The sequence below is a fragment of the Acinetobacter sp. YH12039 genome, assembly GCF_013420015.1.
Taxonomy (GTDB): domain Bacteria; phylum Pseudomonadota; class Gammaproteobacteria; order Pseudomonadales; family Moraxellaceae; genus Acinetobacter; species Acinetobacter amyesii.
Genome location: NZ_VOZA01000066.1, coordinates 1 through 12,857, shown reverse-complemented (window position 1 = coordinate 12,857; position 12,857 = coordinate 1). Strand labels below are relative to the sequence as shown.

Sequence of the window (12,857 nt, the reverse complement as noted above, 5' to 3'; positions counted from 1 at the left end):
AGAGGAATTGCCACAAGATACGATAAGCTAAAACGTAACTATCAAAGCGCTGTTGCTTTAGCTTGTATATTTATATGGTTGCCTCTTTAGCTCAATTTATCGGCTGTAAATGTCAACACACCCTAATGATGATCAAAATATTCATTTAATCCGATCAAATACCAGCAGCCAATAATTTATTGGCAATAAAAAACCCGCAACTGAGCGGGTTTTTTATTTAACTCAAAATCTTATGCAGATTTTTTCGCTTGGTTATTCTTACGAATCGTAATCATCACCAATTGAACAGCCGCAGGTGTAACACCCGGAATACGGCTTGCTTGAGCCAATGTTTCAGGCAATACATTTTTCAGCTTCATAGTGATTTCACGTGAAAGACCAGAAACTACATCGTAATCAAAATCAGCAGGGATACGTGTATCTTCCAAACGCTTCATTTGCGCAACGTCTTCTTGCTGACGGTTAATATAACCCGCATATTTCACTGCAATTTCAATTTGCTCACCCACAAATGCTGAAACTTCTGAACCTGTCAATTCAGCAATTTGTGAGAAGTTGATATTTGGACGTTTGAGCAAATCGATCGCATTGGTTTCTTTAGACAGGTCATCACCAGTCATTTCAACGAATTTTTTGCCTAGTGGATTGTTTGGCGCTGCCCAAAGGTGTTGTAAACGACCTTTTTCAGTTTCAACTGCTTCCATTTTTTGGCAGAACGAATCCCAACGCGCATCATCCACAAGACCCATTTCACGGCCAATTGCTGTTAAACGCTGATCTGCATTATCTTCACGCAACATCAATCGGTATTCCGCACGTGAAGTGAACATACGGTACGGTTCTTTAGTACCGAGAGTAATCAAGTCATCAACCAATACCCCCATGTACGCTTCATCACGTTTCGGTGTCCATTGCTCTTGATCCCATGCACGACGTGCTGCGTTCAAGCCTGCAAGCAAACCTTGCGCACCCGCTTCTTCATAACCTGTTGTACCGTTAATTTGACCTGCAAAATACAAGTTATTAATCGATTTGGTTTCTAAAGAGAATTTCAATGATTGTGGATTGAAATAATCGTACTCAATCGCATAACCCGGACGCAAAATGTGCGCATTTTCCATACCACGAATCGAGCGCACCAATTCAAACTGAACGTCGAATGGTAAAGAAGTTGAAATACCGTTTGGATAAAGCTCATGTGTGTCCAAACCTTCAGGTTCCAAGAACACTTGATGCGAATCTTTATCGGCAAATTTATGAATTTTATCTTCAATCGATGGGCAGTAACGGGGACCCACACCTTCAATCACACCGGTATACATTGGTGAACGGTCTAAGCCACCACGAATGATATCGTGAGTTTTCTCGTTGGTATGTGTGATATAGCAATTGATTTGCTCAGGATGCATCGACGCATCACCCATGAACGACATAGTCGGAGATGGGAAATCACCCGGCTGTGGCGTCATTACAGAGAAATCAACTGATCGTGCATCGATACGTGGCGGTGTACCTGTTTTTAAACGACCTACAGGTAAGTTCAATTCACGAAGGCGCGCAGCCAATGAAATTGAAGGAGGATCGCCCGCACGACCGCCTGAAGCATTATTTAGACCTACGTGGATCACACCACCCAAGAATGTCCCTGTAGTTAATACAACAGTTTTCGCATCAAAGCGAATACCCATTTGGGTGACTACACCTTTAACGGTATCGCCTTCAACAATAAGGTCATCAGCGGCTTGTTGGAAAATATCCAAATTCGCCTGGTTTTCTAAAGTATGACGAATCGCAGCTTTAAAACGTACACGGTCAGCTTGGGCACGAGTCGCTCGTACTGCTGCACCTTTACGTGAGTTTAAAATACGGAATTGAATACCACCTTTGTCGGCAGCCAATGCCATTGCACCGCCAAGCGCATCAATTTCACGGACTAAATGTGATTTACCAATACCACCAATGGCTGGGTTACAGCTCATCTGCCCTAAAGTCTCAATATTATGAGTTAAGAGTAAAGTCTGTCGACCCATACGTGCCGCAGCAAGAGCTGCCTCAGTACCCGCGTGACCGCCGCCGATAACAATGACATCGTAAACTTTAGGATAATGCATAGTGGTAAAGGAGATTAAAAAAGGATGACGGAAGATTATAGCAAAAATTCACCGATAAGTTGACTGATTAACTCGATTTTATTGTTATTGGCTACTGTTTTATGCCTATATATTTCTTTATGAACATACATACTTTGCATATTCCACATAAAAATACACATTTCTCAAGCAAATGTTACTCGAAGATTGTTGTTTTATTCTGATGATTTTTTATTCTGTTATAGATCCCATGAGAATCATAAGGACTATAAGCATGAATAAGAATATTTTGCTATCCACGGTTTTATGCGGTTTATGTTTATCACCACTTGCTGCCTCAGCCAATGATAAAGTTGAGAAAGTGTATGATGCACAGCGATATCAACAAGTCTGTAAAGGTAAAAGCCAAGGCGCTCAAGTATCATTTGCCTATCGCGGTATTATCTGGAATGGTACTTGCGAACCACAATTTTTTAGCTCGTCCAAAAATGCAAATCTTCATGGCGAAGAAGCCGAATTATTAAGCACATGTAGTGCAGATGCAAAAGCCACTACTGCAACGATTAATGGACAAGAAATTAAAGGAAAATGTGCTTTAGGGTTCACTCCTCCTCGCCCTAAATAAACAGTTGTCGATGAAAATATCGACCAATTAACAGATCAAAAATAAAGCGGGTAAAACATCAGTTTTTACTCGCTTTTATTTATTGCTTATTTATCAAACTGAGATAAACTCAAAAACACTATAAGGATAAAAATATCAGGAAATTCCATGGATTCGGGATTATTTGCATTTTTTCTACCCATTGCTTTAGCCATTATGATGATGGGTTTGGGACTTGAACTTTCAGTCAAAGACTTTTTACGCGTTGGACGCTATCCAAAAGTTATTTTCATCGCTTTATTTACTCAGCTTATTCTACTGACCAGCATTGCGTTTTTCCTGTGTAAGTTGCTTGAGTTACCCCCTTTACTCGCGGTCGGACTCATGTTGCTTGCGGCTTCACCCGGCGGCCCCACAGCAAACCTATTCAGCTACCTATATAAAGGTGACGTTGCATTAAACATTAGCTTAACGGCCATTAACTCAGTTGTTTCGTGCTTTACATTGCCTTTTATCGTCAATCTATCCATTTTGCATTTTGTTGGTGAAAGTACCAGTATTGGTATGCCTATCGATAAGATCACCCATGTATTTCTGATTATTTTGATACCGGTATGTTTCGGTATGTTTATTCGCAACTCCTTACCGACTATCGCATATCACATCAACAAGCCGATGAGAATGTTATCTATTTTCTTATTAATTCTCATCTTTACACTCGCAGTTTTGCGTGAACAATCCAACATTATTACGTATTTTGCCAGCGTCGGCATTGCAACCTGTTTGCTCTGTTTCAGTGGCTTATTTTTGGGTTACCTAATTCCGTTCCTCGCAGGTGTACCGGAAAAGCAGGCACGTGCGTGTACCTTTGAGATCGGCATTCATAACACTAGTATCGCCCTAACCATCGCACTGAGTGTGCTTGAAAACACCACAGTGGCGATACCTGCCGGTGTTTATTCTATTTTTATGTATTTATTGGCGACCTTATTTGGTTTTATTTTGACGCGCCGTGGCAGTCACCTGATTCAACAAGTGAAAACCTAAACTATTTTTTCTAACGCAATCACCATAAGGACTTTGGTGAAAAACCATTAAATATGCTCAAGGAGAATAAATACGATGGATTCTGGAATTATTACGGTTCTTTTGCCATTAGCACTGGCCTTTATAATGATCGGGCTTGGGCTAGAACTTACCCCCAAAGATTTCGCACGTGTCACCAAACATCCTAAAGCCGTGTTGATTGCTTTATTTTGCCAACTCGTGTTGCTTGTCGGCATTGCCTTTTTATTATGTAAACTGCTGGCATTGCCACCACTGCTTGCAGTCGGCTTGATGCTACTCGCAGCCTCACCCGGTGGTAGTACAGCGAACTTATTTAGTTATCTATTTAAAGGTGACTTGGCTTTAAATATTACCCTGACCGCCATCAACTCTGTCATTGCAGCATTAACCCTTCCATTGATCGTGAATTTTTCGATCATGCACTTCATGCAAGAAGGGCAACAAATCAGTCTGCAGTTTGGAAAAATCCTCCAAGTTTTCGGCATCATTATCATCCCCGTCTGTATAGGCATGCTGCTTCGTCACTATGCACCTAAACTGACTGAGAAACTGCATAAACCACTCCGCATCTTTGCTGTGGTCTTTCTCATCTTAATTATTATCGGTGCTATTTACTCTGAACGACATAATATTGCGGCTTATCTAACCCAAGTTGGCTTAGCTACGGTTCTATTCTGTATTTTCAGCTTATGTATCGGTTATTTTGTTCCAAGACTGTTCGGCATCAATAGTGCTCAGGCACGTGCTTGTGCATTTGAAATCGGTATTCATAACAGTACGTTAGCCATGACCATCGCCTTAACGGTGATGGCAAGCTCTGCTGTAGCAATGCCTGCGGCGGTATATTCAATCTTTATGTACATCTTTGCCGCTGTATTTGGCTTCCTAATTACGCGTTTTGCACCAATCTCGACAACTACAACCGAAACAATTAAAAGTTAAGTCATTGAAAAATTAAAAGGATGCTACGTGCATCCTTTTATTTTTTGTCAATTTTGATAATCGCTAGCTGCAAGTTGCCGAGTTCCGTTACAATAGCTTTTTATAAAACTCATTTAGGTTATGTCCGTGAAGTGGTTACAAATTCATATTACTGTTGAAAAAGCTCAAGTTGATTACACTGAAACGCTGCTCAGTTCTTTAGGTGCAGTCAGTGTCACGCTAGATGATGCAGAAAATCAGGATTTACTTGAACCACTTCCAGGTGAAACACCACTTTGGAATAAAGTGATCGTTACTGGTATCTATGCACAAGAAGATGATGAAGAAATTGATGTTGCTGCATTAGAAACATTTATTAAAGCTCAACTTCCTGAAGCACCAATGCGTAGCGAATTCATTGAAGACCAAGAATGGGAACGCACATGGATGGATGCTTACGAGCCTATTCAAATTGGTGAAAAATACTGGATCGTCCCTGAATGGATGGAAGCGCCAGTAGCAGACGCCGTAAACATCAAACTAGACCCAGGTCTTGCTTTTGGTACTGGTAACCATGCATCAACATTCTTATGCCTACAATGGTTAGGTAAAGTTGACCTTAAAGATAAAATCGTAATCGACTACGGTTGTGGTTCTGGTATTTTAGGTGTTGCAGCTTTACTTTTGGGTGCCAAAAAAGTTTATGCCACTGATATTGACCCACAAGCGGTTTTAGCAACACAACAAAATGCCGAATTGAATGGTGTATTGGAAAATCTGTATGTAGGCCTACCTGAAGAGTTCAACCAAGAGCTCGCTGGACAAAAAGCCGATGTGTTTGTTGCCAATATTCTTGCAGGCCCTCTAATGGCCTTGGCTGCAGAATTCTCAACTTTAATTAAATCTGAGGGAGAGTTCGCACTTGCAGGTGTAATTGAAGAGCAAGTTTCTGATGTTTCTAGTGTTTATTCTGATTTTTTTGATATATTAGACGTAGAAAAACGTGACGAAACATGGTGCCGAATTTCGGGTAAACGCCAACAGTATTAAAATTTAAAATGTGTACTTATGAGCGACAAATTAACTAACTGCCCAACTTGTTTTACAACATATAAAGTAACTGTTCCGCAGCTTACTGTCGCTCAGGGCATGGTTTGTTGCCCAAAGTGCTCTACATCTTTTAATTCACTGTCTCATTTGGTGGTAGATAAAGCGTTGTCTTTTTCTACCCCTGAGCAAGAAAATGCACCTCAAAAAAACTCCAATACTATTATTAATGTCAGCGAATTTAATAATACGCTTACACCAGTGACTGTTGAAGAAACACCAACCCACCATTTATTAAAACTATTTGATCAAAAAGTCGAAAACTCTAATATCGATCTAAAAACTTATTTAAATAACTTAAATTATTTCAGCACCGAACCGATCGGCAACCTTCCTGCTGTAAATTGGGCAGAACAGGCTGAAAAGGATAAAAAACGTACCCCACTGAACTATTTTATGTGGTTCTGTATTAATGCCTTCTTATTTGGTGCACTTATATTCCAGTTTTTCTGGTTCAATCCTCAATATTTAAAAAACAGCCCAGTAATGGGTGCTGCATTCACAGCAGTGTGTGATGTCTTTAATTGTTCACGTCTCGAAGAACACTACAGTTTAATTAGTACCAAAAAAGTCAAAATTCGTAGCATTGGAAATAATGAAACACGTTTTACTGGTGAAATGATCAATTTTCATGACCGTAGCCTTGCCTTACCCAATATGAAAATTTCACTAAAAGAAAATGGTACTGAAATAGCAAACTATACGCTTTTACCTGAAGAGTATTTGGACGAAAGTCTGCATGGCATCCAACGGATCCCAAAAAGTAGTCCTTTTAAATTCCAATTTAGCCTACCAATTGCACGCAAAAGCTTCGATAATTATTCAATTGAGTTGATTCGCCCCTAATATTGAAAAAAACTATTAAAAAAGTAAAAAAAACATAAAAAAAATGCAGTTTTCTTGCTCACTTTTTCCTAGACAATGGTATGATACGCGCCACGAAAGCTTTGTGCTGCAAACTCCTCGCTAATTTTTCACAACAAATACAATCCCAACCGTGCGCTTTAATATTTATTGCGTATTGAGTAGATTTTTTGTTTGTTTTTTAGGCTGTAACAATTATTAATCTATTGTTACGCTTATTTTTCGAACAATTTTGCGAGTTGTGTCAAGCTACAAGTAATGTACAAGTTTTAGAACTCCGCATTAGGAACTAAAACGGAGTTCATTCAAGTTTATAGACCACTTTTAACAAATCACTTTACCCAAGTGATATTTGATTTTTCGGATTAATTCGCATGAATAGCAAATCTCCTATTTTTACTGCACAATCTGATGTCGCTCTTCGTATTCACGTAGATCGCGCAGTTCGCCATTACTTTGCACAATTGCAAGGCGAGCAACCATCTCAGGTATACGATATGGTGCTGGCGGAAATGGAGAAGCCTCTTCTATCTGTAGTTCTTGAATATACACGTGGTAATCAAACCCGTGCTGCTGAGATTCTCGGCTTAAACCGTGGTACTTTACGTAAAAAGTTGAAAGCTCACGGTTTAATGAGTGAATAAATGATAAAATGCTTGCGGCTTCCGCAGGCATTTTTTTTAACCTGCATTTTGCTAATTTTGTTTTAATCTGTTCCTTGAAAACTGTGACGAAGATCATGACTATTAAACGCGCTTTAATCTCTGTGTCTGACAAGACTGGAATTGTTGAATTTGCACAAGAACTTGCTGCTCTAGGGGTAGAAATTTTATCTACTGGCGGAACATACAAATTGTTGAAAGACAATAATGTTGCCGTAGTTGAAGTTTCAGAGCACACAGGTTTCCCAGAGATGATGGACGGCCGTGTAAAAACGCTACATCCGAAAATTCATGGTGGTATCTTAGCTCGTCGCGGTCTAGACGAAGCTGTGATGGCTGAACACAACATCGATGCAATCGATCTTGTAGTTGTTAACCTTTATCCGTTTGCTGCAACTGTTGCAAAACCAAACTGTTCACTTGCTGATGCGATTGAAAACATCGATATCGGTGGTCCGACTATGGTTCGTGCTGCTGCGAAAAACCATGCATCTGTAGGTATCGTAGTAAATGCATCTGACTATGGAACTGTTGTTGAAGAGTTAAAAGCTGAAGGCGCATTATCACATGCAACCCGTTTTGACCTTGCAGTTAAAGCATTTGAACATACTGCACAGTATGACGGCATGATTGCATCTTACTTAGGCGCTCGCGTAGGTAAGGAAGAAGGTCAAGCAGATAAATTTGCGCGTACTTTCAATACTCAATTGAACAAAGTTCAAGACTTACGTTACGGTGAAAACCCGCATCAATCTGCTGCTTTCTATGTAGAAGACACAGCAACTGAAGCATCTGTTTCTACTGCGAAACAACTTCAAGGTAAAGAATTATCTTATAACAACATCGCAGACACTGACGCAGCACTTGAATGTGTAAAATCATTTGCTAAGCCTGCATGTGTCATCGTAAAACACGCAAACCCATGTGGCGTAGCAGTATCTTTAGACGGCATCCAAGCGGCTTATGACCTTGCTTATGCAACTGACCCTGAATCTGCATTCGGCGGCATCATTGCATTTAACCGCGAATTAGATGTTGCAACTGCGCAAGCCATTGTTGACCGTCAATTTGTTGAAGTGATCATTGCTCCAAGCGTTGCTGAAGGCGTGCTTGAAGTGACTGGCGCGAAGAAAAACGTACGTGTACTCGTATGCGGCGAGCTTCCTGCAATTACTGAACGTAAAGCTCAGTTAGATTACAAACGTGTGAATGGCGGTTTGTTGGTTCAAGACCAAGACTTAGGCATGATCACGAAAGATGACCTTAAAGTTGTGACTAAACGTGCGCCAACTGAAGCAGAAATTGATGACTTGATCTTTGCTTGGAAAGTTGCGAAATACGTTAAGTCTAACGCGATTGTTTATGCAAAAGGTCGTCAAACCATTGGTGTTGGCGCAGGTCAAATGAGCCGCGTTAACTCTGCTCGTATTGCAGCAATTAAAGCTGAACATGCTGGTTTAGTGGTTGAAGGTGCGGTAATGGCATCTGATGCATTCTTTCCATTCCGTGATGGCATTGATAACGCTGCAAAAGCGGGCATCAAATGCATTATCCAACCGGGTGGTTCTATGCGTGATGAAGAAACAATTGCTGCAGCTGATGAAGCTGGTATTGCAATGGTCTTCACTGGCATGCGTCATTTCCGTCACTAAGTTGGCAACGTGATCATGACAATTAAGCACAGTTTTTTGCTTAATACACTAGATTTATAATCTTGCATAAAGTCCTCTCCTGCTTTCAGGTTGAGGACTTTATGTCATTTTCGATTCATGGAGTATGAACCGATGAATATTTTAGTTTTGGGTAATGGCGGTCGTGAACATGCATTAGCATGGAAAATCGCACAAGATGATAAAGTCACAAAAGTATTTGTAGCACCAGGTAATGCGGGTTCTGCAACTGAAAATAAATGCGAAAATGTTGCACTAAATATTTTAGACAATGCTGCGATTATCGACTTTGCTAAAAACAATGCCGTTGATTTAATCGTGGTTGGTCCTGAAGCACCGCTTGTAAATGGCGTTGTGGATGCTTGCCGTGAAGCAGGTGTAAAAATTTGGGGTCCAACTCAATTTGCTGCACAGCTTGAAGGCTCTAAAGCATTTGCAAAGCACTTCTTAAAACGCCACAACATTCCAACTGCTTTCTATGATGTATTTACAGAAGTAGATGCAGCGAAAGCATTTGTTGAAAAAAATGGTGCGCCAATTGTAATCAAGGCTGATGGTCTTGCTGCAGGTAAAGGCGTAATCGTTGCCATGACCAATCAAGAAGCATTTGATGCGATTGATGACATGCTTGCAGGCAACAAATTTGGTGATGCTGGCTCACGCGTTGTCATCGAAGAATTTCTTGCAGGTGAAGAAGCTTCTTTCATTTGTATGATTGATGGCGACAACATTTTGCCAATGGCAACGTCTCAAGATCACAAGCGTATCTTTGAAGGCGACCAAGGCCCAAACACTGGCGGTATGGGTGCTTACTCTCCTGCTCCTGTTGTGACTGCTGACGTATTTGAAAAAACCATGAATGAAGTGATGCGTCCTACCGTTGAAGGTATGAAAAAAGACGGTCATGTTTATACAGGTTTCTTATACGCAGGTTTAATGATTGATGAACAAGGTCAGCCTAAAGTGATCGAGTTCAACTGTCGTTTTGGCGACCCTGAAACTCAACCCATTATGATGCGTTTAAAATCATCTTTAGTTGACCTAGTTGAAGCAGGTATTGCGGGTAACTTACCTGCGGAAGCTGAATGGGATGAGCGCAAGACTGTAGGTATCGTACTTGCGTCACGTGGCTACCCTGAAACGTCTAGCAATGGTGATGTGATTTCAGGTTTAGACACTGAAATGGCAGATGCGAAAATTTTCCATGCAGGCACTAAAGCACTTGAAAATGGTGATATTGTGACTGCAGGCGGTCGTGTTCTTTGCGTTACTGCTCTAGGCAACACCATTGGCGAAGCGCAAGCGAAAGCATTAGAGCTGTGCCAAAAAGTAACGTTTGACGGCGTTCAATACCGTAAAGATATTGGTTACCGCGCAATTGCACGTGAAAATGCCTAATCATTCATTTGATTAAGAAAAACCCCGCTAAATGCGGGTTTTTTTTAATTGTCACATTTCTATGCACTAGGTTTGTGTTGAGGGCTTCCTTTCCATTTAAAAGAATTTAAAACTTCTGTCAAAATTGACTGCAAGTGATTCATTGATTCTGGTGAAACATCTACTTCACCATAATGACCATCTGCCATAGTTGATCCATACTTAGAGCCATTTAAACAATTTAATATTAATGCACCTTGTTGAGCATTAATAAAACTATTCTCAACAGGCTTTAAATCCAAAGGCTTATTATATGCCCCCAATCCCCTTGATCTATCTTCGAGATGCTGGGCGGTATTCCTAACACCACGTAAATCAGGAAAATATTCTGACATTTTCAAATACGTAGTTTTCAGCTCCGTTGGAACATCTTTATTATTTGATAACACTTTAAGAAATTTATCAAAAGTATCCAAAGCATATAAAAATGCTCGTGCATATATAAATGCTAAATTATGATTAAACTCCCTAGGTATACGACCTTGACTCCATTTTTCTCTTTTAAAAATAATTTCCGTTTTTAAATTAATCTCTTCCATATAATCCCAATGATTCTTACCCTCTTGTAAAATCTCAACTTCAATCTCCTTCCTTATTTCACTTCTTCTATTATTTTCTCGAAGCCAATCATCTTTAGAAGTTGATTCTTGGTGAACCATTGAATGAAACAGATTTAAAGCTAAATTTGCCTCAAAAAATTGCGCTTCTAACGAACGAAGCTGACTTTCAATCGCCCAACTCCATTCACGATCTTCATAATCAAGCCAAGTCCCAAGTATAATTATTTCAAAAATATACATCACATCTACTCACGGTCTTTTTATAATAAGAATAAGGAAATTATAGTATTACATATATGATACAACTCCCAACCCCTCGCCTGATCCTACGCCAATGGCAAGACTCCGATACTGCTCCATTCATCCACATGTGTGCAGATGATGACGTCATGCGCTATTTCCCTAACAAACTTGATGCTTCCGAAGCCACTGCATTTATGCAACGCCTACACGATGCAATAGAAATACGCGGTTGGGGTTTATATGCTGTCGAGCTTAAAGCTACAGGAGAATTTATTGGCTTTATCGGCTTACACGCACATCCACCCGAGTTCGAAATAGCTGATGCCCCTGAAATTGGTTGACAACTACTGCCACAATATTGGCATCAAGGCTATGCTACCGAAGGAGCAAAAGCTGTACTCAAACATGCTTTTAGAAACTTAAGACTAGATAAAGTTATTTCCTTCACTGCAAGTTTGAACACACCATCAGAACGTGTCATGCAACGCATAGGTATGCATAAAGTACGCGAGTTTAATCATCCGCTTGTACCAGCAGAACACCCATTAAACCGTCATGTGCTGTATGAAATACAGCGTAGTGATTATTTGCACATCCCCTTTTGCTAATTCAATATTTATTCACGGCAAAACTAAAGTACATTAACTCTGCCAAACAGTGACTATAGGTGATGTTAAATTCTTTAATTTTAGTAACTACAGGATTTCGCATAAGAAAGCTAAATCATTCATTAAATCATATAAAAAACCCTGCTAAATGCAGGGTTAAGAAAAAATATCAAATTCGATCACTAGCGATTAAAACATCTTGAGGTGTAAGCTGAAGCAACTGCAAACTTGTCTAAGCATGCTTAATCAAAATGGAATACATAGTCGACAACATCAGTATATTGCACTTTTAAAATTGAATCTTGTGGAACAATAAAGCTTTCGCCAAAAGTATATTGAACAAACTCGACCTGCTCCCCAATTTGCACAACACACTGCCCCGATGTGATTTCAACACGTTCTTTCACATGCGCCTCAAACGTCATGGGTTGCTCTGATGGCAAAAATACACCGATGGTTTTTTGACTACCATCTTCCATTTTTAATACATGGTTCACAGATCTACCGCCATAATGAACCGTAGGCTTTTTTACAACTGAGACGAAATCAAACTGATTTGACATAGCGTGCCTCACATAGCAATTTATTATGATCAATTATTAATCAGTTTATATTAAACAATGTAGCGGATTCAATCTTCCTCAGATTTAGATCTAAAATTTTGAAAAACCATGAATCAGAGTTGAACTTCAAATATACCAATAAATATTTCAACTCAGCTTAGATTGAAACTCTCCGTTATTTTCACATATGAATGTTACCAATTTTGTGTATGACAGGACTTATTTCATTTTTATCATTTTTTCAGCAATACATTTTAAAATTTGTTATATAGACCTAAACATATACAAATGACGTACTTAAATAGTTTAATTATAAATAATATATTAGATCTCTAGGACTTACGCACTATCATTTATAGATTCTCTGTGGTAGCAGATGATTTTTATCGAGAATAAAGTCATCAATGAAGTTTTTGATAATTGGTCTAAATAATTTCTTCTGCCAACGATATATATTTTC

The 12,857-nt window shown here is 39.6% G+C and carries 11 protein-coding genes and 3 pseudogenes; 10 read left to right on the top strand and 4 right to left on the bottom strand.

All coding sequences use genetic code 11. From position 1 onward, the window contains the following. A pseudogene (locus tag FTT98_RS16225) lies at positions 1 to 90 on the top strand (IS5/IS1182 family transposase); the annotation flags it as partial. A gap of 140 nt (positions 91 to 230) precedes the next feature. On the opposite strand, the gene mnmG reads toward FTT98_RS16225, so the two are convergent. After that, positions 231 to 2,111: a tRNA uridine-5-carboxymethylaminomethyl(34) synthesis enzyme MnmG gene (mnmG, locus tag FTT98_RS16220; protein WP_180177568.1), complete on the bottom strand. Its 1,881-nt coding sequence runs from the start codon at positions 2,109 to 2,111 to the stop codon at positions 231 to 233. 253 nt (positions 2,112 to 2,364) lie between these two features. On the opposite strand from mnmG, the gene FTT98_RS16215 reads away from it, so the two are divergent. The 8 genes from FTT98_RS16215 to purD all read left to right on the top strand — a co-directional run bounded on the left by FTT98_RS16215 (position 2,365) and on the right by purD (position 10,384). Then, positions 2,365 to 2,715 (top strand): hypothetical protein, encoded by a 351-nt coding sequence (locus tag FTT98_RS16215; RefSeq protein ID WP_078188731.1) that lies wholly within the window; start codon positions 2,365 to 2,367, stop codon positions 2,713 to 2,715. Positions 2,716 to 2,862: 147 nt separating this feature from the next. Then, positions 2,863 to 3,741, top strand: a complete 879-nt coding sequence (locus tag FTT98_RS16210; RefSeq protein WP_180160316.1) for a bile acid:sodium symporter family protein — start codon at positions 2,863 to 2,865, stop codon at positions 3,739 to 3,741. 75 nt (positions 3,742 to 3,816) lie between these two features. Then, entirely contained in the window at positions 3,817 to 4,704 is an 888-nt protein-coding gene (locus FTT98_RS16205) for a bile acid:sodium symporter family protein (RefSeq protein ID WP_180003877.1), read from the top strand. Positions 4,705 to 4,830: 126 nt separating this feature from the next. Beyond that, positions 4,831 to 5,733 (top strand): 50S ribosomal protein L11 methyltransferase, encoded by a 903-nt coding sequence (gene prmA / locus FTT98_RS16200; RefSeq protein ID WP_180088450.1) that lies wholly within the window; start codon positions 4,831 to 4,833, stop codon positions 5,731 to 5,733. An 18-nt stretch (positions 5,734 to 5,751) separates the two neighbouring features. After that, the gene (locus FTT98_RS16195; RefSeq protein WP_180003876.1) at positions 5,752 to 6,636 is read left to right on the top strand and encodes a DUF3426 domain-containing protein; all 885 of its coding nucleotides are present in this window, start codon (positions 5,752 to 5,754) and stop codon (positions 6,634 to 6,636) included. A 392-nt stretch (positions 6,637 to 7,028) separates the two neighbouring features. Continuing rightward, positions 7,029 to 7,298 (top strand): DNA-binding transcriptional regulator Fis, encoded by a 270-nt coding sequence (gene fis / locus FTT98_RS16190; RefSeq protein ID WP_001086304.1) that lies wholly within the window; start codon positions 7,029 to 7,031, stop codon positions 7,296 to 7,298. A 95-nt stretch (positions 7,299 to 7,393) separates the two neighbouring features. Continuing rightward, the gene (gene purH / locus FTT98_RS16185; RefSeq protein WP_180041125.1) at positions 7,394 to 8,968 is read left to right on the top strand and encodes a bifunctional phosphoribosylaminoimidazolecarboxamide formyltransferase/IMP cyclohydrolase; all 1,575 of its coding nucleotides are present in this window, start codon (positions 7,394 to 7,396) and stop codon (positions 8,966 to 8,968) included. Positions 8,969 to 9,100: 132 nt separating this feature from the next. Beyond that, on the top strand, positions 9,101 to 10,384 hold the full coding sequence (gene purD, locus FTT98_RS16180) for a phosphoribosylamine--glycine ligase (protein ID WP_180041127.1): 1,284 nt from the start codon (positions 9,101 to 9,103) through the stop codon (positions 10,382 to 10,384). Between the two features lie 59 nt (positions 10,385 to 10,443). Here purD and FTT98_RS16175 read toward each other — a convergent pair whose 3' ends face one another. Further along, positions 10,444 to 11,223 carry a hypothetical protein gene (locus tag FTT98_RS16175; RefSeq protein ID WP_180041129.1) on the bottom strand — a complete coding sequence of 260 codons (780 nt, stop codon included), beginning with the start codon at positions 11,221 to 11,223 and terminating at the stop codon, positions 10,444 to 10,446. A gap of 56 nt (positions 11,224 to 11,279) precedes the next feature. Between FTT98_RS16175 and FTT98_RS16170 the strand changes: the two are divergent. Next, positions 11,280 to 11,834: pseudogene (locus FTT98_RS16170) on the top strand (GNAT family N-acetyltransferase). Between the two features lie 242 nt (positions 11,835 to 12,076). On the opposite strand, the gene FTT98_RS16165 reads toward FTT98_RS16170, so the two are convergent. Both FTT98_RS16165 and FTT98_RS16160 read right to left on the bottom strand, forming a co-directional pair. Continuing rightward, on the bottom strand, positions 12,077 to 12,397 hold the full coding sequence (locus FTT98_RS16165; protein WP_180041131.1) for a pyrimidine/purine nucleoside phosphorylase: 321 nt from the start codon (positions 12,395 to 12,397) through the stop codon (positions 12,077 to 12,079). 349 nt (positions 12,398 to 12,746) lie between these two features. After that, positions 12,747 to 12,857: pseudogene (locus tag FTT98_RS16160) on the bottom strand (IS701 family transposase); the annotation flags it as partial.

Coding starts and splice junctions, on each gene's coding strand:
- FTT98_RS16215 (WP_078188731.1), top strand. CDS start 2,365: ATGAATAAGAATATTTTGCTATCCACGGTTTTATGCGGTTTATGTTTA.
- fis (WP_001086304.1), top strand. CDS start 7,029: ATGAATAGCAAATCTCCTATTTTTACTGCACAATCTGATGTCGCTCTT.
- purD (WP_180041127.1), top strand. CDS start 9,101: ATGAATATTTTAGTTTTGGGTAATGGCGGTCGTGAACATGCATTAGCA.
- mnmG (WP_180177568.1), bottom strand. CDS start 2,111: ATGCATTATCCTAAAGTTTACGATGTCATTGTTATCGGCGGCGGTCAC.
- FTT98_RS16165 (WP_180041131.1), bottom strand. CDS start 12,397: ATGTCAAATCAGTTTGATTTCGTCTCAGTTGTAAAAAAGCCTACGGTT.
- FTT98_RS16195 (WP_180003876.1), top strand. CDS start 5,752: ATGAGCGACAAATTAACTAACTGCCCAACTTGTTTTACAACATATAAA.
- FTT98_RS16205 (WP_180003877.1), top strand. CDS start 3,817: ATGGATTCTGGAATTATTACGGTTCTTTTGCCATTAGCACTGGCCTTT.
- purH (WP_180041125.1), top strand. CDS start 7,394: ATGACTATTAAACGCGCTTTAATCTCTGTGTCTGACAAGACTGGAATT.
- FTT98_RS16210 (WP_180160316.1), top strand. CDS start 2,863: ATGGATTCGGGATTATTTGCATTTTTTCTACCCATTGCTTTAGCCATT.
- FTT98_RS16175 (WP_180041129.1), bottom strand. CDS start 11,223: ATGTATATTTTTGAAATAATTATACTTGGGACTTGGCTTGATTATGAA.